This is a genomic window from Faecalicatena sp., assembly GCF_058819085.1.
Window position 1 is genome coordinate 1 of sequence record NZ_JBZUUL010000007.1, and the last position, 26042, is coordinate 26042.

The 26042-nt window shown below is 42.0% G+C and carries 28 protein-coding genes and 7 tRNA genes; 22 read left to right on the plus strand and 13 right to left on the minus strand.

Features of this window, described 5'->3' with window-relative positions; all coding sequences use genetic code 11:
* The first annotated feature begins 138 nt into the window (after positions 1-138).
* From AC4OGX_RS04920 to AC4OGX_RS04950, 7 genes are all read left to right on the plus strand, one after another.
* Positions 139-210 (plus strand) — tRNA-Asn (locus tag AC4OGX_RS04920).
* A gap of 59 nt (positions 211-269) precedes the next feature.
* Positions 270-341 (plus strand) — tRNA-Glu (locus tag AC4OGX_RS04925).
* Between the two features lie 62 nt (positions 342-403).
* Positions 404-476 (plus strand) — tRNA-Thr (locus tag AC4OGX_RS04930).
* A gap of 28 nt (positions 477-504) precedes the next feature.
* A tRNA-Ile gene (locus AC4OGX_RS04935) sits at positions 505-578 on the plus strand.
* A 12-nt stretch (positions 579-590) separates the two neighbouring features.
* A tRNA-Asp gene (locus AC4OGX_RS04940) sits at positions 591-664 on the plus strand.
* A gap of 56 nt (positions 665-720) precedes the next feature.
* Positions 721-793, plus strand: a tRNA-Val gene (locus AC4OGX_RS04945).
* Between the two features lie 8 nt (positions 794-801).
* Positions 802-887 (plus strand) — tRNA-Leu (locus AC4OGX_RS04950).
* A gap of 78 nt (positions 888-965) precedes the next feature.
* Here AC4OGX_RS04950 and AC4OGX_RS04955 read toward each other — a convergent pair.
* From AC4OGX_RS04955 to AC4OGX_RS05000, 10 genes are all read right to left on the minus strand, one after another.
* A complete protein-coding gene (locus AC4OGX_RS04955; RefSeq protein WP_493328839.1) occupies positions 966-2150 on the minus strand; it encodes a tyrosine-type recombinase/integrase in 1185 nt (394 codons plus the stop codon).
* 187 nt (positions 2151-2337) lie between these two features.
* Positions 2338-2697 (minus strand): hypothetical protein, encoded by a 360-nt coding sequence (locus tag AC4OGX_RS04960; RefSeq protein ID WP_493328840.1) that lies wholly within the window; start codon positions 2695-2697, stop codon positions 2338-2340.
* A 14-nt stretch (positions 2698-2711) separates the two neighbouring features.
* On the minus strand, positions 2712-2963 hold the full coding sequence (locus tag AC4OGX_RS04965; protein ID WP_493328841.1) for a hypothetical protein: 252 nt from the start codon (positions 2961-2963) through the stop codon (positions 2712-2714).
* 13 nt (positions 2964-2976) lie between these two features.
* A complete protein-coding gene (locus tag AC4OGX_RS04970) occupies positions 2977-4044 on the minus strand; it encodes a hypothetical protein (RefSeq protein ID WP_493328843.1) in 1068 nt (355 codons plus the stop codon).
* Positions 4045-4116: 72 nt separating this feature from the next.
* A complete protein-coding gene (locus tag AC4OGX_RS04975; RefSeq protein WP_493328845.1) occupies positions 4117-4935 on the minus strand; it encodes a hypothetical protein in 819 nt (272 codons plus the stop codon).
* A gap of 357 nt (positions 4936-5292) precedes the next feature.
* Positions 5293-5826, minus strand: a complete 534-nt coding sequence (locus tag AC4OGX_RS04980; protein ID WP_493328846.1) for a hypothetical protein — start codon at positions 5824-5826, stop codon at positions 5293-5295.
* 65 nt (positions 5827-5891) lie between these two features.
* A complete protein-coding gene (locus AC4OGX_RS04985) occupies positions 5892-6257 on the minus strand; it encodes a hypothetical protein (protein ID WP_493328847.1) in 366 nt (121 codons plus the stop codon).
* A 261-nt stretch (positions 6258-6518) separates the two neighbouring features.
* On the minus strand, positions 6519-6893 hold the full coding sequence (locus AC4OGX_RS04990) for a hypothetical protein (RefSeq protein WP_493328848.1): 375 nt from the start codon (positions 6891-6893) through the stop codon (positions 6519-6521).
* Positions 6894-7068: 175 nt separating this feature from the next.
* Positions 7069-7833: a hypothetical protein gene (locus tag AC4OGX_RS04995; protein WP_493328849.1), complete on the minus strand. Its 765-nt coding sequence runs from the start codon at positions 7831-7833 to the stop codon at positions 7069-7071.
* 55 nt (positions 7834-7888) lie between these two features.
* The gene (locus AC4OGX_RS05000) at positions 7889-8095 is read right to left on the minus strand and encodes a helix-turn-helix domain-containing protein (RefSeq protein WP_493328850.1); all 207 of its coding nucleotides are present in this window, start codon (positions 8093-8095) and stop codon (positions 7889-7891) included.
* A 128-nt stretch (positions 8096-8223) separates the two neighbouring features.
* Between AC4OGX_RS05000 and AC4OGX_RS05005 the strand changes: the two genes are divergently transcribed.
* Complete coding sequence (locus AC4OGX_RS05005; protein ID WP_493328851.1) at positions 8224-10152, plus strand: S-layer homology domain-containing protein; 1929 nt, start codon at positions 8224-8226, stop codon at positions 10150-10152.
* Positions 10153-10603: 451 nt separating this feature from the next.
* On the opposite strand, the gene AC4OGX_RS05010 is transcribed toward AC4OGX_RS05005, so the two are convergent.
* Positions 10604-11125: a tyrosine-type recombinase/integrase gene (locus tag AC4OGX_RS05010; protein WP_493328936.1), complete on the minus strand. Its 522-nt coding sequence runs from the start codon at positions 11123-11125 to the stop codon at positions 10604-10606.
* Between the two features lie 162 nt (positions 11126-11287).
* Here AC4OGX_RS05010 and AC4OGX_RS05015 point away from each other — a divergent pair, with 162 nt between their 5' ends.
* The 10 genes from AC4OGX_RS05015 (at position 11288) to AC4OGX_RS05060 (ending at position 20362) form a co-directional block, all read left to right on the plus strand.
* Entirely contained in the window at positions 11288-11491 is a 204-nt protein-coding gene (locus AC4OGX_RS05015) for a helix-turn-helix domain-containing protein (protein ID WP_493328852.1), read from the plus strand.
* Between the two features lie 151 nt (positions 11492-11642).
* Entirely contained in the window at positions 11643-12062 is a 420-nt protein-coding gene (locus AC4OGX_RS05020; RefSeq protein WP_493328853.1) for a GNAT family N-acetyltransferase, read from the plus strand.
* 346 nt (positions 12063-12408) lie between these two features.
* On the plus strand, positions 12409-13131 hold the full coding sequence (locus AC4OGX_RS05025; protein ID WP_493328854.1) for a helix-turn-helix domain-containing protein: 723 nt from the start codon (positions 12409-12411) through the stop codon (positions 13129-13131).
* Positions 13132-13136: 5 nt separating this feature from the next.
* A complete protein-coding gene (locus tag AC4OGX_RS05030; protein WP_493328855.1) occupies positions 13137-13316 on the plus strand; it encodes a hypothetical protein in 180 nt (59 codons plus the stop codon).
* A gap of 315 nt (positions 13317-13631) precedes the next feature.
* On the plus strand, positions 13632-15515 hold the full coding sequence (locus AC4OGX_RS05035; RefSeq protein WP_493328856.1) for a sensor domain-containing diguanylate cyclase: 1884 nt from the start codon (positions 13632-13634) through the stop codon (positions 15513-15515).
* 222 nt (positions 15516-15737) lie between these two features.
* Positions 15738-16391 carry a GntR family transcriptional regulator gene (locus AC4OGX_RS05040; protein ID WP_493328857.1) on the plus strand — a complete coding sequence of 218 codons (654 nt, stop codon included), beginning with the start codon at positions 15738-15740 and terminating at the stop codon, positions 16389-16391.
* Positions 16392-16407: 16 nt separating this feature from the next.
* Positions 16408-17388: a C-terminal binding protein gene (locus AC4OGX_RS05045; protein WP_493328858.1), complete on the plus strand. Its 981-nt coding sequence runs from the start codon at positions 16408-16410 to the stop codon at positions 17386-17388.
* A gap of 15 nt (positions 17389-17403) precedes the next feature.
* The gene (locus AC4OGX_RS05050; protein WP_493328859.1) at positions 17404-17790 is read left to right on the plus strand and encodes a RidA family protein; all 387 of its coding nucleotides are present in this window, start codon (positions 17404-17406) and stop codon (positions 17788-17790) included.
* A gap of 31 nt (positions 17791-17821) precedes the next feature.
* A complete protein-coding gene (locus AC4OGX_RS05055) occupies positions 17822-18742 on the plus strand; it encodes an AEC family transporter (protein WP_493328860.1) in 921 nt (306 codons plus the stop codon).
* Between the two features lie 39 nt (positions 18743-18781).
* A complete protein-coding gene (locus tag AC4OGX_RS05060) occupies positions 18782-20362 on the plus strand; it encodes an amidohydrolase (protein ID WP_493328861.1) in 1581 nt (526 codons plus the stop codon).
* 1 nt (position 20363) lies between these two features.
* Here AC4OGX_RS05060 and AC4OGX_RS05065 read toward each other — a convergent pair whose 3' ends face one another.
* Positions 20364-21251, minus strand: a complete 888-nt coding sequence (locus AC4OGX_RS05065) for an RluA family pseudouridine synthase (RefSeq protein WP_493328862.1) — start codon at positions 21249-21251, stop codon at positions 20364-20366.
* Between the two features lie 432 nt (positions 21252-21683).
* On the opposite strand from AC4OGX_RS05065, the gene AC4OGX_RS05070 reads away from it, so the two are divergent.
* From AC4OGX_RS05070 to AC4OGX_RS05085, 4 genes are all read left to right on the plus strand, one after another.
* Positions 21684-22136: a hypothetical protein gene (locus AC4OGX_RS05070; protein ID WP_493328863.1), complete on the plus strand. Its 453-nt coding sequence runs from the start codon at positions 21684-21686 to the stop codon at positions 22134-22136.
* Between the two features lie 5 nt (positions 22137-22141).
* Positions 22142-22501 (plus strand): YccF domain-containing protein, encoded by a 360-nt coding sequence (locus AC4OGX_RS05075; RefSeq protein ID WP_493328864.1) that lies wholly within the window; start codon positions 22142-22144, stop codon positions 22499-22501.
* Between the two features lie 27 nt (positions 22502-22528).
* Positions 22529-22921: an FtsX-like permease family protein gene (locus AC4OGX_RS05080; RefSeq protein ID WP_493328865.1), complete on the plus strand. Its 393-nt coding sequence runs from the start codon at positions 22529-22531 to the stop codon at positions 22919-22921.
* Positions 22922-23037: 116 nt separating this feature from the next.
* Positions 23038-25194 carry a Tex family protein gene (locus tag AC4OGX_RS05085; protein WP_493328867.1) on the plus strand — a complete coding sequence of 719 codons (2157 nt, stop codon included), beginning with the start codon at positions 23038-23040 and terminating at the stop codon, positions 25192-25194.
* Between the two features lie 118 nt (positions 25195-25312).
* On the opposite strand, the gene AC4OGX_RS05090 is transcribed toward AC4OGX_RS05085, so the two are convergent.
* Entirely contained in the window at positions 25313-25876 is a 564-nt protein-coding gene (locus AC4OGX_RS05090; RefSeq protein WP_493328868.1) for a biotin transporter BioY, read from the minus strand.
* Positions 25877-26042 lie beyond the last annotated feature (166 nt).

Consider the following 26042-nt stretch of genomic DNA (forward strand, 5'->3'; position numbering starts at 1 on the left):
GGCAGAGGTGGAAGTGCAGCAATGCATGGAGCTGACTGTTACTAATAGGTCGAGGGCATAACCAAACATGGTGGTAGGATAATGGATGTAAAAGAATCTTTGTATGTAGTTTTGAAGGTACACACTTATAGCTAATATTCCTCGATAGCTCAGTGGTAGAGCATTCGGCTGTTAACCGAAGGGTCGTTGGTTCGAGCCCAACTCGGGGAGCTTGTAGACCGTGAGCACTACTTACGGTCTATAAAATTGTTAAGACTGTTGTTATTTAAGGCTCCGTGGTCAAGCGGTTAAGACATCGCCCTTTCACGGCGGTAACACGGGTTCGATTCCCGTCGGAGTCATTTAGTTTTGGACATTTGGTGATGAGTACTGGTTATGATCAGTTCTCGATAAAAGTTAGTATGCCGATGTGGCTCAATTGGCAGAGCAGCTGATTTGTAATCAGCAGGTTATCGGTTCGAGTCCGATCATCGGCTTTGTTCCTTTAAGGGACATAATACACGTGGACCTTTAGCTCAGTTGGTTAGAGCAATCGGCTCATAACCGATCGGTCCTGGGTTCGAGTCCCCGAAGGTCCACTAATTAAATAAGGCCCAGTGGCTCAGTTGGTTAGAGCGCCGCCCTGTCACGGCGGAGGTCGAGAGTTCGAGTCTCTTCTGGGTCGTTGACATCGGAGTAAAAAAGGTGTATAATCTTATCTGGTGGACAATTAAATATTATGGGATCTTAGCTCAGCTGGGAGAGCATCTGCCTTACAAGCAGAGGGTCATAGGTTCGAGCCCTATAGGTCCCATATATTATGCCGCAGTGGCGGAACTGGCAGACGCCCGGGACTTAAAATCCCGTGGGTAGTGATACCCGTACCGGTTCGATTCCGGTCTGCGGCATTAGTAAAAAGTGAGAGAAACGTTGAATTTACAGCGTTTCTCTTATTTTTTGTCTTCAAAAGTGTTGATTACACTTGATTACACATCCAAGATTTGTGTCATAATTTCGTTAGCCTGCCTGTCAGCTCCCTTTTGGCGGATATAATGAAATGTGGTTCGTGTATCACTATGCCCCAGAAAAGTAGAGAGCTGATTAACCTTGATCCCTCCCTCATAGAACTTAGTAGCCATAGTAAAGCGTATTTGATGGCTTGACCTATAAGGAATATCCAAAGTGGCACAGACCCTTTTTAAATGCTGATTAAACGAATCTGCAAAAATAGGCTGACCATTTCTCATAAACAAATATTCCCCTTCTGGATATAAAGACAAAGTCTTTTGAACAATTTTTTGTGCTTGTGGTGTCAGGGGGATAGAACGGAATCCTTCAATCTGATTTCCTTTTATACGTTCTTCCACATCATAGTAAACATTTCCAAACGTTAAGTCATCATTCATAGTTTGTCTTTTTCTGGTAGAACGTTGGATAAAGATTTGAGTTCCCTGTATATCAGCTTTTTTAATTGAAATTAGTTCCCCAATCCTTAAACAAAGGAAAAAAGCTAGTTGGATACTTAGAGAATATACATCAGATTTTGTGCTTAGATAGTCTAAAATTCGTCGCCGCTCTTCATCTGTATAATTCTTTTTTGTAGAGGAACCAGGCTTACAGCGTGTACGAAATTGTTTGAAATCAACATTTTGCATAGGACTATATTCAATGATTTTTAAACGGATAGCATGTTTAAAAACTCCATTCAAAACGCTTTTAACATTTGTTAAACGTTTGTAAGTGATTGCGTGCCCTTTGGTTATTTCAAGAAAAAAAGTTTCAATATCTGTAAATTCGATTTTTTTGACTTCTTTCTTTATAAACTGATTTTTAGCAAGAAAGCGGTTCCAATCATTTTTATTTTCCTTAATTGTTTTAGGGTCTGTACCAGTATCACGTCTCCATAACATCCAGAGCTCAAATAATTTTTCAAGGTTCATTTTCCCATTGCTATTCTTTTCGTTTCGTAGGTTATAGTCTTCAATAATTGCCTGTTGAATTTTTTCCTCAGATGATTTTGCAATTTGTCTTCTACCATGTGGTTTTGTATCATCTGGAAGATAGGTATACCAGCGGCCATTTGAGCCTTGAGAAATAGCATAAGGGTGTTGCTGAAGAATATCCATATTTTTCATAATTTCAATGTCGTTCAGCACATCTTCTAATGACATATTACACTTGTTACTTAAATATTTCAAGAGTATTTGTTCTGTATCTGGCATAGCTAAATTAACCTAGTAAATACTCACTAAATTTAACTTTCTTATCAATATCTTACTACCCCAAAGAGGTCTGCTTTACTGTACAGAACGATACATTACGATACGGTGGGTGTATTGACTAAGAATGTCTCCTTTCTTACTTTAGTTCATCGGTGAGCTGACCTACAGCTTCCATAAAGGCTTCTGCGCCTTGATTGCGAGGGTTATCACTCATACTAAATTCATCTTCCAGAGGGAAACCCTGTCTGGCGAAGAAATACCGGAGTCCTTCCAGTGTCACGTTACCATTAATGATTTCTTTTGTTTCATCATTGATAATACAGTAGTGTTCCACATATCCCGGATAACGATTCCCCTTGTAGCCTGCCCAGATGTTTTCCAGGTGACAGCCGCATTCCTTTACCATGCGTTTGACTCTGTCATTTGAGTAGGGGAGATAATCTGGCTTTGGTGTTGAAACTTTAAAGTTACCTAAATCAAGTTCTTCATCTGCCATAATAAGACCTCCCACTAATTAATATCAATCATACAGCGGTCGTCTTCGAGACTGACGGTGATGACTTCATCATCATCAAATACAATGTCTAACATTTCTGGAATGACATTGTCTGTTACTGGATGATGGTAGTTTATGTAGCTGATTCCTTCTGAATTTTTAATTAAATACAGCAGATACAGGAAAAAATCAGGATAGTGCATCTGATTCACCATTGACTCCAATACCTCTTTCAGTTTACGAACTTCTTTTTCTCTTGTTCTCATAATTGTTTCCTCCTTAATCTTTAAATGGTAATTCTTCTTGTTCCGCTTTGGTGACCTGGTGGAACGTATGCTCACGGTTCAGGTACTGATCTACAGAATCGTAAACCGTTATCGTTCCGTCCTCTTCATAAATCCTGACTTCATGGATACGGCGTAAGAACGCTTTCCACGTTTCTGGATTGTCCTTTTGCACTTCTGGGTATTGTTCCTCAAGCGGAATGTTTGTTGTAATATAAACAGCGTTATAACACGCATATTTATTTGTGTATCTGGCAGGTAATTCAATCGGATATATATCTAAGTAATTCAGCATATCAGATATCCTTAAACTACTCCTGAACTCTTCAAAGGCGATAACAGGCTGGCAGGAATAGCTGTCAAAGGGGTGCTGATAATCACTGACTCTGTATACATTTGCGTCACCATGTTCGTCTAAAACACCTCTTGTCTTGCCTCTACCTGTCACGCCGCTGATATATACCACCTTTAAATCAAGACGGCGTGTGCCCTTGTATTTCTCGATTAGAAGCATTGTTCTGACCTTATCCAGCTTATCTATATTCAGGATGTAATCTGTATTTAAAGCCAGTATTTCGGCATTACTGTACCCAGCCTGAATCAGCTCATAAAGCTCCTGCATATCGGCATTATTGCCTTTCTGTGTGGGAACTGTTCCCCATTCCTCAAAAGTACCTTCTACACGGGTGTCCGCTTTGTCTGTGTCCTCCCATTTCCCGGACTTTTTGATGTAGTTTATATTCGCCTGAACGGTTCCGGCAGGAACTACGATATGCGCCTCATCAAAATATTTCTTGACTTTTTTGAACCTGACACGGGAACTGAAACATACATAAATATGTGTATGTGGTGTTCCTTTTTCCCCGATTTCATCTGCCATACAGAAGTATTTCAGGGTGGGGAAATTCATAATCAAAATCTCTTTGATTTTATGGTGGTCATAACCATAATCCAAAGGATTATTGATGGTCAATTGGAATGCATGGCGTTGTACATTCGTTGCCGCTTTGGGGACGGTTTTTTCCTCTGGCGGTTTAACTATTTTACGGTTTAAATTGCACATAGTAACCATCTCCTTTGTTTTTAATGGCGGCAGTGTACCGCTGAGATACACCGCCTGTATTGATAAAGCATTCTATTCCTCATATTCTAAAGTAATAGAAATATTGAATTTTGCACCGGGATGCTTTTCTTCAAATTCTTCCAGCTTTGAAGTGACATCGGGATTTTCTAATTTCAAAAGCGTATTAACATCCTGCGTTTTCCATAACTTCTTGGTCTTTACGGATTTCTTCACAGGTTCCTCTGTATCACTTTCAGAAGCAGTACCTTGAAGTGATTTCTGTTCTTCACAGATGCCACGTTTTCTTTTCATATCCCGTACAGACATCTCCGGCTTAAATTCAGAAAGATACTGCTTAGGAACTTTCAGCATCTCCACAAGCTGGGAAGAGGAATATTTCTCATATTCCGGCAACAGACCTTTGCAGTCCTTACCATCGTTTTCAAGCTTGCCGAACTTCTTACAGATATTTATGTAATTACTGCAAGTGGCACGGCCTAACCCATACTTTTCCTGTACAAAGGCATAAATGTTGGGAAAGTTCTCGATTTTATACCACTCATGCGCATGGATAGTATAAACGCTTACTGCAATTTTCAAAAATGAAGTGTTTACCTGCATGATGTTCTTGTCGATGTTTTCACACTGCATGTGGAATTGCTTACATTCCTCAGCAGGAAACAGACGGGTGTCGATCACGTCACCTGTTACCTTTTCTATAGAATCAGGGGCAGGAGTTTCCTCCGGCTTTATAATCGGGACTGCCGCTTCTACTGCATCGGCCTTCTTCGCTGTACCAGCCTTCTTAGTGGAAGGACTTTTTTTCTCAGCTACAGTTTTCTTCGTTTCTTTTTTCTCTTCGATTTCTTGTACCTTTACTTCATTACTCATAGTATTGTCTCCTTCTTATCTTAGTTGTTCAGACGTTTGAACCTTTGCATCTGTATAAAAAGTTCAATAGTTCTTTGAAATACCGTTTCGTAAACCAGACGGGATTCACTTCCATACATAAGGTTTATCAAAGTAATCTTGTTCGCTGTGTTCATTTCATGCGAACAGGATTTTGGAAGGCTGAAACGCCCAGAATACAGGGGCTTTTGACCATTTTGAGATTGTTTGTGCAGGTCGGGGTAATACTATACCCCGACCTGCACCCGGAATCCCTTTCACCGCCCCTCGTTCCTGCCTTCGGCAGTCACTTGGGGCAGTGTCGGGATATCCGGCTACCTGCGGCAAAGAGAGCCTGTCCTACCTAAATCCTGCCCAAATCTTTACAATGGATTTGCTACCTTCTTTCTGGCATTCTATGGAATGGAATTTCAATTCGTGCCGCAAAATCTCATATTTACGTTGTAGCTGTAGATTCGCCACCTGCAACTCTGCTGGGTTGGCGTTCCCCATTTCAGACATCATCCCCAGTTCCAGAAGCTCGTTTTCCATTTCCTGCCGAAGCCGGGCAAAATAGATGTCTTTGGACTGATTCAGGGAGACAACGACTCTTGGACTTTCCAGATCAAGGGAGGTCTCAACTACGCACTCGCTTGCAATCCTCCACAGGCCGTTTGCGGCATCATAGGTACAGCAGGGAAGACTTATCTTTATTTGGCTATGGAAATATGGGCATTCCCCTAAAGGCGCCTCAATATGTGGTTTTAGAAACGCTTTCAGTTGCGCTTCTATTTTTAATTGTTCATTTCGATGAAGGGCGTTCTGCTGTTGCTGGTATTTCATATTTGTCATTTCGATTTTCTTCAAAATAGTATCTGCTAATTTATTTAACATAGGTTTGTCCTCCTGATTGATTTATTTTAATGTTTCGGTGGGTACATCGCACCCACCTGTGACTTTTATTCCCTGACAAGCAGGATGTTGTCTGCCGTGAACGACTCTTGGTAAGAATTTGAATATGTAGACCAATACAGCTTAACGCTTGCATTCTCGAACTCAACAAAAACCTTTTCATCCATTTCCCGGTGTGCCTGTAATTCCTCGGGTGGCATCAATGGAACGACGTGAGGAACTTTGAATGTATATTTTTCGTAAGAAGCTATATTGGCTACGGTGTATGCGTACCCGACAACTTTATTAGTTTTATTACTACTTCCAGTGTATTCATATACCTTCTTTATTTCTAGCAGAGCGTATACCTGTTCGGTTTCAATGACAGCCATTGGTACAACTTTGTTCCGCAGGCAAAGTTTGTGATAAGCCATGAGCGATATCTCCTTTTCTTTAAAAGCTCGATGTGTTAGTATGATATTGTGAAGTATCGTAACCACACATCATTGACGAGTTACGGTTGGTATGTCCTCTGCGTGTCAGCAGAGGGCATATCATTATTTTGGTTCATGAGACACAATCATTAGCACCACCCCCCTTTCTTAATTTGTTGATTATAATATCCCACATTTTACCTAAACTGAAAACCGCGCAGTATGCGGGTATACCGCATTTAATGCGGGGGTGGGTTTTCGCTACTTACCACAATGAATCAAATCATTTATGGCTTTACTGGTAATTTCTAGTAATTCCGCTAAAGCTATTATGTCAAAGTCCTCTGTCTTTCGACGATACTGTTCTATAAAAGAATTTGAATCATCCACATCTGGCTCGTCCTCACCGATAAACACTTGTAATGGTTCATTCAAAATACTACAGAGACGTTTCAGATTATTTATATCATCAAGTCCTTGTCCTCTTCCTTCCCATCTTTCATAATTTTTGATGTCAATTCCAAGTTCATCTGCCATATACTGCTGTGTATAAATTTTATCAATCTTTTTTTTCTTTTCACGAAGTTCCTTAAGTTTTTCTCCACGTTTGATTTTTTCTTCTGTATTTGTATTCATATACTCTTCCTGTATATGATGCGCACCACATGTAACCTTTCATTTGTATTTAAGTAAACGTTTATCTTATGATTTTATAATATACAAATAACTGATAAACGTCAGTGGGTAACAGATTCCCCAAAAACCAGCATTAAAAAAACACCCCGAAGGGTGTTATAGGAATGTTATTCTTTTAATATGTATTTGCTTCCTTAACTAAACTCTGTATCTCATCCAGTAAATCTTCACACTGCTGGCGCAACGTAAGATAATCCGGCGTGGAAGATGAAAAAGCCGGACGGTTACTCTTGTGTGATTCATAAGAGTATTTTCTTGTCAGAAATAAAATAAAGGCATTGACCGGGTTTTCCGCTTCATCTATATAATAAAGAAGCAACTCAAACAACTGCTTTAGATTTTCTGTTCCTAATGTTTGTAAATATTCTTCCGGGGTTTGTTCTGAAACTATAACAGAATCTAAAGACGTATATTTAATGTTTGGTTGTTCCGGTTTTTTGATTCCGTTTTTACTCTCTTCACTAAAAGTGCATTTCCGTATAAAATCTACATTGTATTTTGAGGGATGTTTGTTGTCTAAATATGCTAAGAAATTTGCTTCCTTACATTCCTTTTTTTCATCCTTATAGTTTTCATATAGATGGCGGATTTCTTTTACTTCCTCATAGCGGTATAAATCATTGCAGTATTTTCTCCATGCTTCTTTACATTTCAGCAAGGCATCATATTTTTGTTTCATCATATCCCGGTCACGAATTTCATGGATAAAATTTTGAATGGCATCAGTCACATACTGTCGGGTGGACTCTGGATATAAATTGCAAATATCAAAAATAGATCTCACTAATTCTGAATCAGTTGCCGTTTGAAGATATTCATGAATCTGTTTATTTTCTTCTTCTGAATAGGAAACGTTGTATTGTGGAATTGCATTTTTCATATATAGACCTTCCTTTTACTTTTGTAGCGACAGCGTTCAGACGTCTGAACTCATGCTAATTATCAATTAATTTTAAGATATCGTTCGGTGTACATTCAACATATTCACATATTTTAGCTAAAATATTTAAATCAACACGGGTTACTTTGTTTTTACAATAATTATTTAATTGTGTACGTTGCATATCACAATTTTGACATAGTTTGTTTTTGCTAATCTTTTTTTCTTTCAATAAATTTTCTAATTCAATATAAATTTTCATTCATTGCAACCGCCTTTTTCTTTTAGTATATCTGTGACTGTATTGCAATATAAGCTGGATTGTGATAGACTGTATTAATATACAGGTGTATTAAAATACATACCAAGACAAAACGGAGGTTACGAAAGATGAAAAGGAAAACGGTAGTTGCCTTATTAGCAACAATGACATTAACTGCTGGCAGTGTTGGCACTGTATTTGCCATGAATAGCAGTCAATTTTCAGATGTGAAAACGGGTGCATCTTATTTCAACTATGTTCAGACAGTATACGATGCAGAAATTATGCAGGGGTTAAGTGAGAATGAATTTGGTGTTGAGGAAAAGGAAAAACGATCAGACTTTATACAGTCTCTCTATGTGATGGCACAGAAGCCTGTTATGATGGTGGAAATGCCTTTTGATGACGTGGAAGCGGCTGAGGATCAGCTTGCTATTTCATGGGCCAGCCAGAAAGGGCTTTTTGAGGGATTAAAGGCGGATTTCTTCCAGAATGGAAAGTTTGACGCAGAAAAAGCACTGTCACGGGAAGAAATGGCAGTGATCCTTTACAACTATGCGAAAAACATTGACAGACTTGATATGACTTATGGAATTGGTTCCTATAATTCTTTTGCCGATCAGGCGGATAATAAGGTATCAGAGGAATACTCTGTACAGATGAAATGGGCTGTCGGAAATCAGATATTAGTCGGCGATGACAGACTGACCGATGAAGTGGAAAACAACCTGCGTCCAACCACAGAAGTAAATAAAACGGAAGTGGCAGAAGCTTTGGCAAAGTACATGGATTTAAGGGATGCATTGAATGCGGAAGCTGTAAAAGCAAGACAGACAGAAAATAAGGAAGCTGAACAGGATAAATCAGAGACAGTGAAAGAACATCAGCATAGTTGGGTTGACAACTATACAACAGTGCATCATGATGAGGTAGGTCATTGGGAAAATCAGAAGGTAAAGGATGCTTGGTCAGAAGAAGTGAAACATGACGCTGAGGGTCATTACGAGAAAGAACTGGTGAAGGACGCTTGGAGTGAGACAGTACATCATGACGCTAAGTACGAAGACAAATGGGTAGTTGACCATAAGGCTTGGACAGAAGAAATCCGGCATCCTGAGAAAGGTCATACAGAGTCCGTACTGGTAAAAGATGCATGGGTAGAAACTATCGAGCACCCGGAAGAGGGTCATACCGAATCCGTCCTTGTAAAAGAAGCCTATGACGAGGTTGTAAATCACCCAGCAGAATACGAAGACAGATACATTGTCGACCAGGAAGCCGTTTATGACACCATTCATCATGACGCCGTTTACGAAGACAAGTACATTGTTGACCAGGAAGCCGTTTATGACACCGTTCACCACGACGCCGTTTACGAAGACAAATACATCATCGACAAAGAGGCTTGGGACGAACCCGTATACGAAATAGGTACTCGCTTTATTTGCAGCGTTTGTGGTGCTGATATCACAAATATGGATATAGACGCTGAGCAGTCTGCTCATATGCTTGCAGGCGAGGGTAGTGGATGGCACACCGAGCAGCGTCAGGTTCAGGTAGACACTATTCATCATCCGGAAGAAGGTCATACTGAATCAGTCCTTGTTAAAGAAGCCTATGATGAACAGGTACTGGTATCTCCAGAAGTAGGTCACACTGAATCTGTTCTTGTAAAGGAGGCTTGGGAAGAGACTATCAGTCGTCCAGCAGAGTATGAAGATAAGTGGGTAGTCGATAAGGAAGCGTGGACAGAGACTATCAATCACGAAGCCGAATATGAGGACAAATACATTGTTGACGAAGAAGCATGGGTAGAAACCATTGAGCACCCGGAAGAAGGGCATATGGAAACTGTATGTGTACAGGAAGCCTATGATGAAGTAGTTGAGCACGAAGCCGAATACAAAGACGTTTGGGTAGAGGACAAAGCAGCATGGGTAGAAACAGTTTACCACGAAGCCGAATACAAAGACGTTTGGGTAGTAGATGTAGCAGCCTACGATGAGCAGGTACTTGACGGCAAAGTTTGCAGTGGTTGTGGTGAAGTACACAAGTAGATTTTATAATATTAAGAAACGGAAAGTCAGTTTTCGTACTGGCTTTCTTTTTTTAAAAATAAGTTTAGACGTTTGAATTTATATATTACTTATAACATTCTAATATTAGTGCAGGAAACAAGTGAATAAAAACTTTAAAGATTTTGACTGAGATATACTTGCAGATACCGGACGCTTGCACAGCCGGCCCACCGCCCTGTTAGGAACCGCCGCTCTGTGCATTTCCCTGTGGGAAAACGCTGGAAGAGAAGAGGACGAACAAGGAAATAGCTTATAAGAGGATGATTACACTTTTGATTACAATTTGTTGAAGATGTGCTGAAACCTCCTTTCTGTAAGTGGTTTGTAGTGTATAGGATTGTTCGATTCCGGTCTGCGGCATTACCTAAAAGTGAGAGAAACGTTGAATTTACAGTGTTTCTCTTTTTTTGTGTCTAAAAGTTTGAACACTTTAGGATGAAATCCCAAGTTTTTGAAAAGCAAGCATATCATTTTCACGTTTATTGATGTTTCGCAGATAGTGAAGCGTTGTTGCTGTCTCACTATGACCCATTAAATAAGTAAGGGTTGTGAGATTGTTTCCGTCAAAAGCAGTAGAAGCGTTGTAAAAGCGGATTTTATGGCTGGAATGATAAGGAACACCAGCTTCGTTACAATATTTCTTTAAACGGCGGTTAAAACTGTCCGTAGTCATAATTGAACCGTCGGGTTCAAGGACATATGTTCCGTTTGGATTTAATTCTTTTGCCTTTTCAAGAATTTTTAGTGCTTCATCTGTTAAGAACTGCTTACGAAAACCATGAGAGGTGTTCCCTTTCATCTGGTTTACCACCTTTACTTCCCTTTTGGAAAAAGATAGATCATCGTTCAGTGTACGTTCACAGGTTGCCTGTCTGTGCAGATATACGATTCTTTTATTGTAATCAATATCTTCCCAGCGTATTGCCGTAGTCTCACCTACACGGATAAACAGATAAAAGGATAGCTATCCCGCAAAGGGAATAAGGCTCTCTGATGATTTTTCAAGATCCTCCTTACTCTTTCTCTTGATAGATTGGCGGTTATTAGGTTTTGTCTCATCGGGTAAATAGGTACTCCAGCTTTTTTTAGATTCCGAGTAATAAATTTCATATTTGTGGCATTCCAAGATTTTTTGTTTGCCATATTTGTTAAATCTTTGAAGATTTCATCTGCTGGCAAGAAACTGGATATACCGAAGTCAAATTTTAACAGATATTGCAGAAATGAATTTCAAAGACTGGATACGAATTTAATCTGTAAAGTGTTCCATTATTTTGGCTGTGAAGTCGGAGAATTGATTATCTATGTAAAAGAATAGTGGAGTATTGCTGTTAATGGCATGGAGTGAATAAAAGGGGATACAGAGATATGGAAGTCTCTCATGCCTTTTTGCTTGTGCATTTTATAAAATAGAATTATACTGTGAGTAGTGGAAGCTGGACGAGTTAGAATTTACGGAGGTCGTATTAATGGAATTACCTATTCAAGAGTGCACAAATGAAGATAAAGAATATCTTGTGGAAAAACTTGTGGATTATAATTTATCAAAAGTTCAAGCAGAACAATCAGAACTGTTTATAGATTTAAGCCATAAAATAGAAAAAGGTGGAAAAATTATTGCTGGTATCATTGCTAGGATGTATTGTTGGAATGTCGCTTACATAGATACCCTTTGGGTTGATTCAAATTATAGAAGTGAAAAGTTGGGTACATTACTATTAAAAGCAGTCGAACAACAGGCAGTGAGTAATAATGTGTATTTAATCCATTTAGATACTTTTGATTTTCAGGCAAAAGAGTTTTATGAAAAGCAGGGATATGAAGTGTTTGGAGAATTGGATAATTGTCCTCGAAACCATACCAGATATTATATGAAAAAGGATTTTTAGATTCAGTTTTAAAAGCAGAAAATTTCAGTTTGTGGGTAGAAACCTTTGAACACCTAGACCGTGATGAAGTCTTCAAATTCCCTTCCTATTAGTAGTTGTTATTGTTTGAAACGGTTCGATCCCAGTCTGCGGCATTCGAAAGTGGTGCTTCACCCCCTTGTGAACAAAGGGCTTGGGGCACTTTTTATTTTCCCACAAAAGTTGTACAAAATTGTACAGCATAAGCGAAATCCCCCATAATTTTGTTATTGCAAGTAATATTTGCACAGCATATTATTCAATGCAATTCAGGCTTGCTAGTCATCTGAGGATACATAAAGCATAATAGATACTGAAAGGAGAAGACATGAAATTAGGAGAGACAATTGTAGGTATACGAAAAGAAAGAAAAATGACACAGGAAGAATTTGCCCAAATCTTTCATGTTACGCGGCAGACAGTATCAAACTGGGAGAAAGAAAAGAATTATCCAGATTTAGAAACTTTAGTTTCTATAAGTGAGGAATTTAATATCTCCCTAGACGTTATGCTAAAGGGGGATAAGCATATGGTAAAAAAATTGAATAAGGATATTAAATTCAGTGAAAATTTTAAGAAGAATGTACTTAAAGTTTTACTGGTGGTTGTGATTGCATTGGCAGTTAGCGCGCTTATTTGGGGCATAGCCTGGAAGAACGCAAAAGATTCCTTGGGAGTCAAATTTGCTGAGGGAGTTGAAGCAAATGAGTTTTATTTTGACGAACAATTAGGTTATTACAAAAAAGTAGTTGATCAAGATTCTTATTATACACTCCCCAATCAGTCAATGCCCGATTACTTCGAGTTTGTTCTTCACTATTACTCAACTGTTTTAGATTATTATACAGTGGAGAATGGAGAGAATATTCAAATACGGTGGTGGGAAAAAGAGGCCGGAGAGATCATCTACAATATCCATTATCTGGACGAGCATGGAAATATAAAAAGAACTCTTTCTGATAAACAGAAAAAAGAGTTATGTGAGGGGGATTCTGCAATAAACAGGATTATTAAAGAAGGCGAAAAAATATACGATAGTGTTTACGAATAGCATGAATGTCAGTCTTAGCAGGAAAAGCTACATTTGATGATTTTCCGGGGTCGGGAATTGTAGACAACAATATGATTATAGCCAGGATGCCGGAAAAGGAATTTGGGATACGGGGATATAAGAAATTGTTTGAGCTGATCAAAGGAAAAAAAGTGGCAGATACAACTATTAAAGTGATATTTTGACCCCACTAAGAATGCAGCGAAGCGGATTTTAAATATCCGCTTTGACTCTTCTTTCAGAAAAGCACTGTTTCATTTATCAGATACTTAAAACGTGATGAAATCAACAGATTTTGTGTTTATTATTGCGAAATAGGAAGGTGTAATCTATAATTACATTTCGGCTTGCGATGCTGTAGTGACCTGAGTTCAAGCCGGTGAGACTTACGAAGGCAGAGGAAACGTTGATCGCGACGTTTCCTTTATTTTGGCTTTTTTCGATTTGGGCAGAAGACGTTTGGGTAATGTGATAAAGTTTTCTGGAAGGGGTTAAGTGGTTTGGAAATCAACGAAAAAAAACGTATTTTAATTTTGGGAAGCCGTATCGTATGTGTATTCCTGGCTGCTTTTTTAATTTTGATCTTTACGGTGTATTCAGTGTTTTCCAAGAATTTTCAATCAATGCTTGCGGATTATACAATAAATTTGATGAGGTCAATGGTGGACCAGGGAGTCATATCCGTAGAAAATGAATTAAAAAGCAGTAAGGTGGTATTAGAGGATCTTGCAGATACTTTTGTTGTTCCTAAAGAGGAGGAAGCAGTTGAATTTCCAGAGAACATTTCTGGGTCCAATCTGCTGCGCCTGGTATATGTATCTGAGGAGGGAAGTGTTTCTTCTGATGGCAGGAAACTTGATATACGCAGCCGCGAGGATGTTAAGATGGCCTGCAGCGGCCAGATCGGTGTTTACGGGCCCTATTTTAATGAACAAAATGAATATGTGATGTGTTATTCAGCTCCGGTGTTCCAGGATGGCAGGATTGCCGGGGTGCTGAGTATGGAAAAGGATGGTTATTATTTTTGTGACCTGATCGAAAATCTTACATACGTGGATACAGGAGAATCTTATATTATCAATGGAGAAGGGACAGATATTGCAGTCAGCAATCAGGATCATATATCCTGGGTAAATGATTCTTATAATGCGAAGCAGATTTTTGAGGAAACGGAAGATGCAGGGGCACGATCTGTGATGGAACTAGAGCAGAAAGGCCTGGATGGGGAGTCAGGAGTCGGTACTTATTATTGGGATGACGGTCTGTGCTATGTTGTTTATGCCCCGATCCCTTCAGTACAATGGGTTCTGTTAGCAAAGATCCGTCAGGAGGAATTGGTTTCCATGATGGACTCCACATTTTTGACATCTATTTCTAAAGGTCCGGTACTCCAAGTGTGTCTTATTGTATTTTTGCTGTTAATTTCACTGGTTATTTACTGGATCCTCAGCAGTTCAAAAAAAAGTGCCGTAATTAATGCAAGATTAAACGTGATTGCCAATTATGATTCGCTTACAGGTACAAAGAATAGAAATAGTTTTCATACCGCGATCGATAAATTCGGGAGCCTTAATCTGTCACAGTTTGCCTGCGTATATCTGGATGCAAATGGACTACATGAGATTAATAACCGTCTGGGGCATCAGGCAGGAGACCGGATGCTCAGATCGGTAGCAGATATACTATGCCAGAATTTTCCACACGAATGTGTTTACCGGATTGGCGGAGATGAATTTGTGGTCCTATGCCAGAATATGGATAAACAGGATATAGAGGATCGGATGGATAAGGTTCGTCAGAATCTGATCTCTCTGGATTATGAGATCTCTTTTGGGATCGAATGGCGGGATCAGGATATTGATATCAAGGAAATGGTCAATCTGGCGGAAGGTTCGATGCAGCATGATAAGCAGCAGTATTATAAGGAAAATGGAAAAGAGCGTCAGATGCGTACCCTGAACCGGGCGCTAGAACAGATGGTCCTGGAGAAGCAGGATGCAGATACGTTTCTTTCTGTATTGTCGCCGGAGTTTAAAGGGGTGTACTTTGTTGATCTGGCAAGTGATACGATCAGGCATTTATTTATTCCATCTTATTTTGAGGAAATGCTAAAGGAATCCGGAGATATATTTAGTAAAGCGATGGGACTTTATGCAGAACGTATTGTAAAATCAGAATACCGCAGTGAATTTATAGAGTTCTGTAATTATGAGAATCTGGAAGTAAATCTGAATGAAAATGCCACGACAGAATATTCTTATCAAAGAGTAGACGGAAGCTGGATCACACTGCGGATTTTAAAGTTTAAAAATTATACGCCGCAGGCAAGGGAGACTTTGTGGATTTTTGAAGTAAATGAGAATGAGGAGGAGAGTGAACTCTGATCTCTTTTATATGTGTATTTGTTAGGAACAGGAGTGCTATTTATCTGGCACTTCTGTTTTTTTTGTACGGGACATTTGTTTAAATTTTTCCATGTGATAAGTATTAAGTAATATTTACAAAACCATTACAATAAGTAAATTATATTGACAAATATAAAAATTGTGTATACAATATTGTATACAAATACATATACAATACCAAGTTGAGAGGAGGACACCTCAATGGGGATGAGACAGATCGGAAATAAGAAGTCGCTGTCAGAGCAGGCATATGAAGTTTTAAAAGAAGCGATCATCACAGGTGAATTAAAGCCGGGACAGATACTGATTGAAGAGCAGCTGGCCAGTCAGCTTGTGATCAGCAGAACTCCGGTCAGAAGTGCAGTCAGGAGACTGGAGGCAGACAGCCTTGTGGAGATCACACCTTCTAAAAATATCGTTGTAGCAAGCATTACACAGAAGGAGATCCAGGACGCACAGCAGGCCAGACAGCTTGTAGAAGTGGAGGCAGTAGGGATGTTAGCCGAGACGATCACGAAAGAACAGTGCCAGGAGCTGGAGGAGGTCATCCTAAAGCAGCGGGATTCGATGGCCAGAAAAGAATATCTGGAATTTATGGAATATGAATATCAGTTTCATGTAAAGATCGGCAAATTTTGTGGAAACGTCTGGTATGAGAAGATGCTGGAGAGTATCAGCCTCCTTCAGCGCAGAGTATTGATTCTTACATGGCATCTCGAAAAGGATTGGGATTATGTGATCGATGAACACGCGCAGATCCTGGAAGCACTGAGAAGCCATGATAAAGAGAAAAGCCGTAAGGCGATGCAGTTTCATATCATAAACTCACCGATGGAGCTGAAGACTCAGAAATAAAGAAAGGGGCAGTAAAATGGGAACAAAGAAAAAAATCGTGATGGTCAACACAGAGGGCGTCGGAAAATCTGTAGAAGAGGCGTATTTACAGAGAAACGGCTATACGGATTATGAATTGATCCGTATTGACAGCGAGGACGATGAAGATTTCTTTCAGGAGGCCGAGGATGCGGACGGTGTGATCATCGTCTATGCAAACATGAATGAGCAGGCATTTTCCAGATTAAAGAAATGTAAGGTACTTACTACGCAGTGTATTGGAGTGAACAATATTGATCTGGAAGCGGCAACAAGGCATGGTGTCTATGTAGGAAATGTGCCGGATTATTGTATCGAGGAGGTGGCAGTACATACCGTCGCCATGTTCCTGGCATGCGTGCGTAAGATCGGGATTTATGACAGAAGCATCCGTGCCGGAAAGTGGGACGTAGCAGTCGGAGGGGAAGTTCACCGCACAAAAGGCAAGACTTATGGGCTGGTTTCTTACGGAAATATCCCGAAAAGGATCGCTGAGCTGCTGCAGCCGTTTGGAATCAGAGTAATCGCTTATGATCCATATGCGAAGGACAGTGCATTTGAAAATGGCAATGCTAAGCGTGTGGACACTTTGGAGGAACTGCTGGCAGAAAGCGATTATATTTCCATACACACGCCCCTTTTGGACAGCACCAGACACATGATCGGAAAAGAGCAGTTTGAAGCGATGAAGGATGGTGTAGTGATCATCGCAACAGGACGAGGCGGTGTTGTGGACGAGGAAGCGTTAAAGGAGGCTATTTTAAGCGGAAAAGCAGCTGCAGCGGGGATTGATGTGATCGAGGATGAAAAGGGCTGTAACAGTGTTTTAAAGGGGCTGGAGCAGGTGATCATGACACCCCATGCTGCGTATTATTCGGAAGAGGCACTCGTAGAGGTCAGGGAGAAGGCTGTTTCACAGATCCTGGAAGTTTTAGAAGAGAACAAAAAGCCTTCCTATCTGGTGAACAGACAGCAGTGAGAAGAGGTAGTAAATATGAAGAAAAAAGCCATTAATAGTTCTTATTTTGCACACAGTAACGCACCTTATTCCCATGGGATATTAATGAACGGAATGGTGTTCACAACCCAGATCGGGGAGACAGAGGATGGAAGCGTGATCAGTGAGGATGTCTATGAACAGACAAAGCAGACGATCGAGAATGCTGAGCGGATCATCAAGGAGGCAGGAGGTACTCTGGAAGATGTCTGTAAGGTAACGATCTATATGCTGGATATGAAAAATGATTTTGATAAGATGAATCGGGCATACAGGGAATTAATGCCGAATGATCCTTTCCCTGCAAGGGCTTGTGTCCAGGTAGGCGGCATGATCGAAGGAGTAAAGGTGGAGATGGAATTTACAGCATTTGTCGGCGCATAAACAGATCATAAATTAGAAGGGAGAAACGGATATGACAAATGCAGTTTGGACCTTGTTGGCTCAGATATTATTAATGATCGCATTTGGGATATTTATCACGAAGAAAAAAATCCTGACGGAGGGGATGAAGAACAATTTATCGACTTTTCTGCTCAAAGGAGTACTTCCTATCAGCATTTTATCCTCAGCCGGATCAGAATTTTCGATGGAACGTATTGGTGGATTTGGAATGACAGCGTTGATCGCCGTGGTCTACTATATCATCATGCTGGTCGTGATGAAAGCACTTTCTAGGCATTTAAAGCTGCCGGAAAAAGGGGAGCCTATTTTCGTAACGATGTGTACCTTTGCAAATGTCGGATTTATTGGACTGCCTCTTGCATCGCAGCTTTTCGGCGAGCTGGGCATGCTCTGTGCGATCGCGTTTAATATTCTTTATAACCTGATACTGTTCTCTTTCGGTGTGATGATGCTGAGCGGTGAGAAGACATTTAGTCCGAAGGTTATTTTTGGAAATTCGGCGATCCAGATGTCAGTGGTCGCAATGATCTTATATGTACTGCCGTTCAGATTCCCGGCATTTATCCAGACCACATTATCTTCTGTGGGAAGCATGATGGTGCCGTTGTCCATGATTATCATCGGATACGAGATCGCAGTGATGGATCTGAGGGATATCATTAAAGACAAGTATTCTTATCTGATCTCTTTGATCCGGCTTTTGATCGTCCCGGTCATTGCATGTGTGATCCTGAGTTTTCTGCCGGTCAATCATACTGTAGCCAGTGTCTGTGTGCTTTTGATGGCACTGCCGGCAGGCAGCTTTAATGTTATTTTAAGCCAGCAGTATGACTGTAACCCATCGTTTGCTGCGAGGTCAGTCACACAGAATATGCTGTTCATGGTTATTACACTGCCGGTTATTTTGTATCTGATGGGAGTTTTATTGTAGTTGAAGCATAGAGGAAACGTTTGAAAAGGAGGTTTCATCATGGTAGCGGATAAGATTTTTTACAACGGAAAGTTCTATACGATGGCAAAAGAAGGAGAGATCGTAGAAGCGGTCGCAGTGTATGACGGAAAGATCGCAGCAGTGGGGACAAATGAGGAAATCAAGGCCATCGGTGCAAAAGAGTTTATCGACATGAAGGGCCAGCCGGTCCTGCCCGGGATGGCAGATACCCATATGCATCTTTACTCAGACTGCCTGGAACAGGAAAAGGTGACGGCTGCAGATATCCACTCCTTTGCTGCACTTGTTGAAAGATGTAAGGAACATCTGGATGAGGTGAAGGAAGGCCAATGGCTGTTGATCGAGAATCTGCATATGGATTATCTGGAAGAGGGATGTTTTCCGACAGTTAAGGTTTTGGATGAGGCGTCCACAGAGATCCCGATCTGTGTGGGAAGCTTCTGCCATCATGTACATATCCTGAACTCAAAGGCAATGGAGCTATGTAATCTGGGACCGGATGTGGTGGAACATACACCAAACACGATTGATAGATATGAGGATGGGACACTGACCGGTGTGATCAGTGATCAGTCATACAGCGAATATGTGGAGCCTTATCTTCCGAAGCACACGATGGAAGAGAATATTGAGAAGGTCGATAAATATCTTCAGTACTGTTCTTCTGTGGGGCTGACACAGATGCATGCTTATCAGGAGGACAACCCGGATGGAATCAGAATGTATCAGGAAATGAGGAGGAAAAAAGGTCTGAAGTGCAGGGTTGCTTTCCATTTTGTGCTGGATGAGAATACCCCTCGTAATATCGTGACCGGATTTGGAGATGATATGCTGAAATTAGGTTCTGCAAAGTTCCTGCAGGATGGTTCTGTGGGTGCAGCCTCATGTCTGATGAATGAACCATTCACGGATCAGCCGGATAATTATGGAAAAGGCTGTTATACGCAGGAGGAATTGAACAAGGTAGTGAAGGATGCCTATGATGCAGGGCACGAGGTTGCTGTCCATGCAATCGGAGATAAGGCAAATGATATGCTGCTAACGGCGATTGAAAATGCCTACCGTCCGGAACTGGGATGGAACAGGCGCTTTTACATGATTCATGCCACAGTGATCAGTGAGACTTTTATTGAGCGGGCAAAGAAGCTGCCAGTCATCATCAGTATCCAGCCGATCTTCATTCGTAATTATGTCAGCATGGCCAGAAAACGTCTTGGGGATGAAAGGCTGCATTACTGCTTTGCGCTAAAGGATATGATGGATGCAGGACTGATCCTGACAGGCGGTTCTGATGCACCTGTCTGTGAAGTCAACCCATTCCATGGCATTCAATGTGCACTGACCAGAATGGACCTGAACGGAAACCCAGAGGTCATTTCGAAGGAACAGGCAGTTTCTGTATATGATGCGGTTTCACTTTATACAAGAAACGCGGCTTATTTCCTGGAGGAAGAGAATCTCAAAGGTACAATCGAAGTCGGGAAAGTGGCAGACTTTGTTGTGACAGATCGGGATATCTTTGAGACAAAGGCTGAGGAAATAGCTTCTATTAAAGTAATGCAGACTGTACTCGGTGGGAATACGGTTTATCAGGCTTGACCTACTGCAGGATATTTGCCATATCATCAGGCAGCGGTGCGGTAAAATCCATGATCTCACCGCTGATTGGATGCCGGAATGTCAGGCGGTGGGAGTGGAGGGCCTGCCTCTTTATATATTCCATGTCAGGATTGTAGAGATAATCTCCAACCAGGGGAAACCCGAGGTATTTCATATGGATTCGGATCTGGTGGGTACGGCCTGTCTCTAAAATGAGAGAGACAAGGCTGTGCCCATTCTTTTCTTCTGCCACTTGATAATGAGTGACTGCAGTCTCGCCATTCTCAAAATCCACAGTCCGCTCGATGATCGAACCAGGTTTTCGGGACAGCGGTGCATTGATGGTGCCGGCAGACGGCATGACATGCCCGCGTACAATGGCGAGATATTCCCGGCGGATCTCCTTACGCACTGCCATGCCGGACAGGATATTGGAGCTGAGCATGTGCTTGGCGATCACGGTCAGTCCCGAGGTATCCCGGTCAAGTCTGTTGGTACAGCGAAAAATGAACGCCTTGCCTTGATTCTGAAAATACCAGGCCAGCCCGTTAGCGAGAGAATTTTTATAATTATTCATAGAAGGATGGATCGGCATTCCCGCGGCTTTGTTGATTACAATAATATCCTCATCCTCATAGATGATATCCAACGGAAGCTGCATAGGAGGAATGTGCTCGGAAGATTCTGTCTCTTTGATATGGACGGTGAGGACATCGCCGGCATGTAATGTTTGTTTAAGATAGAACCATTTTCCATTGACAAGAATACTCTCGGGCATCTTCTTTAAGTCTGTAAAGTTCTGTTTGGAATAACCGTGTCTTTTCAGATACTGCTCGATGCGCAGACCGCTGTCAGATTCTGTAATGTGGTAAGTTAAAATTCTTTCCATGTCAATACTCCCATTTTTATTCAATGAGTATAGTATAGCTGTATCCTATTTATCTGTCAAAAAGTATTACTTTAATTTCATCAGGGAAGATACCTGTTTAATGGCGGGGAAATTTTCCAATATCCCCTTGAAAAGACTGTGCCAAAAACTTAAAAACAATAATTGATAATTAATTAACAAAATATCATGAATCACTTGACATTCACATAAAAAGGTGCTATATTTTAAGACAAGCAAGTAAAAGGGAGTAGCCGAACACCGAAAGGTGGGTTTGAAACCGTCACCCGATACCGAGAGGTATCCGTATCAAATGAGATGTGCAAGACTTTTATTGCGGCAGATATGTCGTGAATAAAAGTCTTTTTTTATTACCATCTTATAGAAGAACATCGACGATCTGCGGTAGGAAAGTGCACCAGAAAGGAGATTCTAATGATGAGAGAAAAGGAAAATGTTGTGGAGATGAATGAGGCGATCATTGCCGGGAAGAAGTCCCTGAATTTGATGAAAAGCGCGAGAGATGCCCTGAACAGTGCAGGAAACTGGGGAATCGCAGATCTGTTAGGAGGCGGCTTTATCGTAAATATGGTGAAGCATTCCAAGTTGGAGGAAGCGGCCGGAAAGCTGGAGGATGCAAGATGCCAGCTGGAGCTTTTCAGATGTGAATTAAAGGACGTGGATCTGCCATATGATTTTACAATACAGATTGATGACTTCCTGACATTTGCTGATTTCTTCTTTGACGGATTGATCACAGACTGGCTGGTCCAGTCCAAAATCAAAGAGGCGAAGGAAGAATTAGATTACGCGATCGAACGCGTAGAAACAATGGTTGCCAGTTTACAGACGTGGGAGAAGCAGCTGCTTCTTGGAAAGGAGGGGTAAGAGTTATGGGATGTCTTGGTAATGTCTTATGGTTTATATTTGGCGGATGTCTCAGCGGATTAAGCTGGGCGTTTGCCGGACTTTTATGGTGTCTCTCTATCGTGGGGATACCAGTAGGGATGCAGTGCTTCAAGTTTGCGGCACTTAGTTTTTTCCCGTTTGGGAAAGAAGTACATTATGGCGGCGGAGCCGGCTCTATGCTGCTCAATATTATATGGATGATAGTGTCCGGGATTCCGCTTGCACTGGAATCTCTGGTGATCGGGGCACTGCTTTGTGTGTCAATCGTGGGGATCCCATTTGGAATGCAGCAGTTTAAGCTGGCGAAGCTGGCATTGATGCCGTTTGGGTCTGAGGTATACTAACATATATTTGTAGAGAAGATGACGCCGATGATGATGCTGTCAGTATGCGGGACACTTATTTTTTGCGTGGTCATGTATCTGATGACGAAGGTCATGATCGACCGATCCTCAATGGGGATTTCATTAGTCAAGATTTTCGGATACCGAGAGAAAGAGATCAAAAAACTGTATCTCAGTGGTAACTTTCTGATAGCTGCTGCAGGAGCGGCTGTGTGCATTCCGCTTTCCAAGGCGGCTATGGATGTACTGTATCCTCTGTTAGTGTCCAATGCGGCATGTGGAATCAACACGCAGCTTCCTCCGGGATCTTATCTGGGACTTTACGGGGCAGTTCTTGGATTATATGTTATCATGAATCAATTTGTGGCCCGGCGGATTGAAAGGATCCTTCCTGCCGAGGTTTTAAAAAACAGGGAGTAGAATCGGAAAACAGAGGAAAAACTGTTGTAAAGGAAGGCGTAACTCCTGTATAATAGAATTCGTTATGATTCTTTGGAACCATAGGTAAGGAGTAAAAGAAAGAGGTACAAGATATCATGGATATTAATCAGAGATTGACAGAAGAATTAGACGTAAAACGCTGGCAGGTGGATGCTGCGGTAAATCTGATCGACGAGGGGAATACGATTCCTTTTATTTCACGATATAGAAAAGAGGTAACAGGCTCTCTGAATGATGAGCAGCTTCGTAAGCTGCATGAGCGTTTGATCTATCTTAGGAATCTGGAAGAGAAGAAGGAACAGGTCTTATCCAGCATTGAGGAACAGGGCAGGCTGACAGCGGAGTTAAAGGCGCAGATATTAGCTGCCGAAACGCTGGTAGTGGTGGAGGATCTATACCGCCCTTACCGGCCGAAACGCAGGACACGTGCGACGATCGCGAAGGAAAAGGGACTGGAGCCATTGGCGGCTCTGATTACTCTGCAGCAGACGAAGGAACCGCTGGAGAACGAGGCGGCGAAGTATCTCTCCGAAGAGAAAGGAGTCGGCAGCGCTGAGGAAGCCATTGCCGGGGCGAAGGATATCATTGCAGAGTCGATTTCTGATGAGGCAGATTATAGAATCTGGATCCGTAAGATTACGATGCAGAAGGGAAAACTGATCTCCACGGCAAAAGATCCGAAGGCAGAGTCTGTTTACGAGATGTACTATGAGTTTGAGGAGCCGGTAAATAAGCTCGCAGGACACCGGATCCTGGCTTTGAACCGCGGGGAGAAGGAGAAGATCCTGACGGTGAAGATCGAAGCACCGGAGGAGGATATCATCCGGTACCTGGAGAAAAAGACGATCCTTAAGGAGAATCCTTATACAACTCCTGTACTAAAGGAGGTCGTTGAGGACAGCTATAAACGTCTGATCGCACCTGCGATCGAGCGCGAGATCAGGAATGATCTGACGGAAAAGGCAGAAGACGGCGCTATCGAGGTGTTCGGAAAGAACCTGCACCAGCTTTTGATGCAGCCTCCCATCACCGGACAGGTCGTGCTGGGCTGGGATCCGGCTTTCCGTACAGGGTGTAAGCTGGCAGTTGTGGATGAGACCGGAAAGGTGCTTGGCACGACCGTCATCTATCCGACCGCTCCGACAACACCGCAGAAGATCAAGGCATCCAAGGAGCTTTTGAAGAAGATCATTGCAAAATATCATATTACTTTGATTTCCGTAGGAAACGGCACCGCATCCAGGGAGTCTGAACAGTTTATCGTAGAGCTGTTAAAGGAGATCCCGGAAAAGGTACAGTATGTGATCGTGAATGAAGCAGGAGCATCCGTGTATTCTGCAAGTAAGCTGGCATCCGAGGAGTTCCCGAAGTTCGATGTGGGACAGAGAAGTGCAGCATCTATCGCGAGAAGGCTGCAGGATCCGCTGGCAGAGCTTGTTAAGATCGATCCAAAGTCTATCGGAGTGGGACAGTATCAGCATGATATGAATCAGAAGAAGCTGGGTGAGTCACTGAACGGCGTGGTAGAGGATTGTGTCAATAAGGTCGGTGTAGATCTGAATACAGCATCTGCGCCGCTGCTTTCCTATATTTCCGGCATCACAGGCACGATCGCTAAGAATATCGTGATATACAGGGAAGAGAACGGCAGATTCAACGACAGGAAGGAACTGCTGAAAGTGGCGAAGCTGGGACCAAAGGCATTTGAACAATGTGCCGGATTCATGCGGATCATGGAAGGAAAGAATCCGCTGGATGCTACAGGCGTGCATCCGGAGTCTTATGAGGCTGCAGAAAAGCTGTTAAAGAAACAGGGATTCAACCTGGAAGATATTACAGGCGGCAATCTGACAGGTCTTTCACTGACTATCAAGGATTATAAGAAGCTGGCGGAAGAACTGGGAATCGGTGAGATCACCCTGCGCGATATCGTAAAAGAGCTGGAAAAGCCGGCACGTGACCCGCGTGATGAGATGCCAAAACCAATCCTTCGCACAGATGTGCTCGAGATGAAGGACTTAAAGGAAGGTATGGTTTTAAAAGGAACCGTGCGCAATGTCATCGATTTTGGGGTCTTTGTGGATATCGGGGTCCATCAGGACGGACTGGTACATATCTCACAGATCACGGACAGATACATCAAGCATCCGCTGGAGGCTGTCAGTGTGGGGGATATCGTAGATGTGAAGGTCATGAGCGTGGACCTGAAAAAGAAACGGATCCAGCTGACCATGAGAGGAATCCAGAATTAGGAACGCTCTCAGAAGCTTTGAAAAACAAAACTGCAGTCCGCAGGTAAAAGTCTATATGCATATAAAAAAGTCCTCTGCCAAAGTCTTTTCACTTTGACAGAGGGCTTTTTTAATAGGGTTAGATTCCAATGCGCTGGATGGCAGCTCTTAGTTTCGGCCCGAACAGGCAGGCAATGATAATTTTTATGATATCTCCGGGCAGATATGGAATGACTCCGGCGGCCAGGGCCTGAGGCAGAGAGAGGTTCATCTGGACCCCAAGCCAGATGGTGCCGAACAGATAGCAGAATGCAGTACCGAGGATCAAACCGAGTATAGCAAAGATCAGTTTCCCGGAAAAATGTTCGATAAAAAATCCGGCGATCACCACAAGGAAAATATAGCCGAGCATATATCCGCCGGTAGGTCCGGCAACTTTTGCAAATCCTCCGCTAAAACCGGAGAAAACAGGCAGGCCGACGGCACCGAGAAGCAGATAGATCAGGCAGCTGATAGTACCCAGCTTCATTCCCAGGACATAGGCTGCGATATAAAGCATCAGGGTCCCCAGGGTGATCGGCACCGGACTGAATGGTGTCGGAATGGCAAAAGGCGCCAGGATGCAGATGACTGCGGTCATAACACCGGCCAGGGCCAGCTGTTTCGTTGTAATAAAGGATGATTTAGCAGATGTTTGTTCCATAGTTTATGTTCCTTTCAGTTTTCATATTTACAAGAATCTGAGGCTTAGTATAGCGGAAAATATAGAAAATGTCAACCTAATAATAAAAACGGTTAACAAATAAGCGGATGCTACATAACATTCAGCGGTCATAGGTATATTTAACCTGGCAGATGCCCTAAAAAGT

Bases quoted from the DNA above. Each gene is read 5' to 3' on its own strand.
- AC4OGX_RS05080 (WP_493328865.1), top strand. From the start codon at position 22,529: ATGATGATGCTGTCAGTATGCGGGACACTTATTTTTTGCGTGGTCATG.
- AC4OGX_RS05030 (WP_493328855.1), top strand. From the start codon at position 13,137: ATGTCAGTCTTAGCAGGAAAAGCTACATTTGATGATTTTCCGGGGTCG.
- AC4OGX_RS04970 (WP_493328843.1), bottom strand. From the start codon at position 4,044: ATGTGCAATTTAAACCGTAAAATAGTTAAACCGCCAGAGGAAAAAACC.
- AC4OGX_RS05000 (WP_493328850.1), bottom strand. From the start codon at position 8,095: ATGAAAATTTATATTGAATTAGAAAATTTATTGAAAGAAAAAAAGATT.
- AC4OGX_RS05005 (WP_493328851.1), top strand. From the start codon at position 8,224: ATGAAAAGGAAAACGGTAGTTGCCTTATTAGCAACAATGACATTAACT.
- AC4OGX_RS05060 (WP_493328861.1), top strand. From the start codon at position 18,782: ATGGTAGCGGATAAGATTTTTTACAACGGAAAGTTCTATACGATGGCA.
- AC4OGX_RS04955 (WP_493328839.1), bottom strand. From the start codon at position 2,150: ATGTCATTAGAAGATGTGCTGAACGACATTGAAATTATGAAAAATATG.
- AC4OGX_RS04995 (WP_493328849.1), bottom strand. From the start codon at position 7,833: ATGAAAAATGCAATTCCACAATACAACGTTTCCTATTCAGAAGAAGAA.
- AC4OGX_RS05050 (WP_493328859.1), top strand. From the start codon at position 17,404: ATGAAGAAAAAAGCCATTAATAGTTCTTATTTTGCACACAGTAACGCA.
- AC4OGX_RS04960 (WP_493328840.1), bottom strand. From the start codon at position 2,697: ATGGCAGATGAAGAACTTGATTTAGGTAACTTTAAAGTTTCAACACCA.
- AC4OGX_RS05040 (WP_493328857.1), top strand. From the start codon at position 15,738: ATGGGGATGAGACAGATCGGAAATAAGAAGTCGCTGTCAGAGCAGGCA.
- AC4OGX_RS04990 (WP_493328848.1), bottom strand. From the start codon at position 6,893: ATGAATACAAATACAGAAGAAAAAATCAAACGTGGAGAAAAACTTAAG.
- AC4OGX_RS04965 (WP_493328841.1), bottom strand. From the start codon at position 2,963: ATGAGAACAAGAGAAAAAGAAGTTCGTAAACTGAAAGAGGTATTGGAG.
- AC4OGX_RS05055 (WP_493328860.1), top strand. From the start codon at position 17,822: ATGACAAATGCAGTTTGGACCTTGTTGGCTCAGATATTATTAATGATC.
- AC4OGX_RS05090 (WP_493328868.1), bottom strand. From the start codon at position 25,876: ATGGAACAAACATCTGCTAAATCATCCTTTATTACAACGAAACAGCTG.
- AC4OGX_RS05070 (WP_493328863.1), top strand. From the start codon at position 21,684: ATGATGAGAGAAAAGGAAAATGTTGTGGAGATGAATGAGGCGATCATT.
- AC4OGX_RS05020 (WP_493328853.1), top strand. From the start codon at position 11,643: ATGGAATTACCTATTCAAGAGTGCACAAATGAAGATAAAGAATATCTT.
- AC4OGX_RS05075 (WP_493328864.1), top strand. From the start codon at position 22,142: ATGGGATGTCTTGGTAATGTCTTATGGTTTATATTTGGCGGATGTCTC.
- AC4OGX_RS05025 (WP_493328854.1), top strand. From the start codon at position 12,409: ATGAAATTAGGAGAGACAATTGTAGGTATACGAAAAGAAAGAAAAATG.
- AC4OGX_RS05045 (WP_493328858.1), top strand. From the start codon at position 16,408: ATGGGAACAAAGAAAAAAATCGTGATGGTCAACACAGAGGGCGTCGGA.
- AC4OGX_RS04980 (WP_493328846.1), bottom strand. From the start codon at position 5,826: ATGTTAAATAAATTAGCAGATACTATTTTGAAGAAAATCGAAATGACA.
- AC4OGX_RS04985 (WP_493328847.1), bottom strand. From the start codon at position 6,257: ATGGCTTATCACAAACTTTGCCTGCGGAACAAAGTTGTACCAATGGCT.
- AC4OGX_RS04975 (WP_493328845.1), bottom strand. From the start codon at position 4,935: ATGAGTAATGAAGTAAAGGTACAAGAAATCGAAGAGAAAAAAGAAACG.
- AC4OGX_RS05065 (WP_493328862.1), bottom strand. From the start codon at position 21,251: ATGGAAAGAATTTTAACTTACCACATTACAGAATCTGACAGCGGTCTG.
- AC4OGX_RS05085 (WP_493328867.1), top strand. From the start codon at position 23,038: ATGGATATTAATCAGAGATTGACAGAAGAATTAGACGTAAAACGCTGG.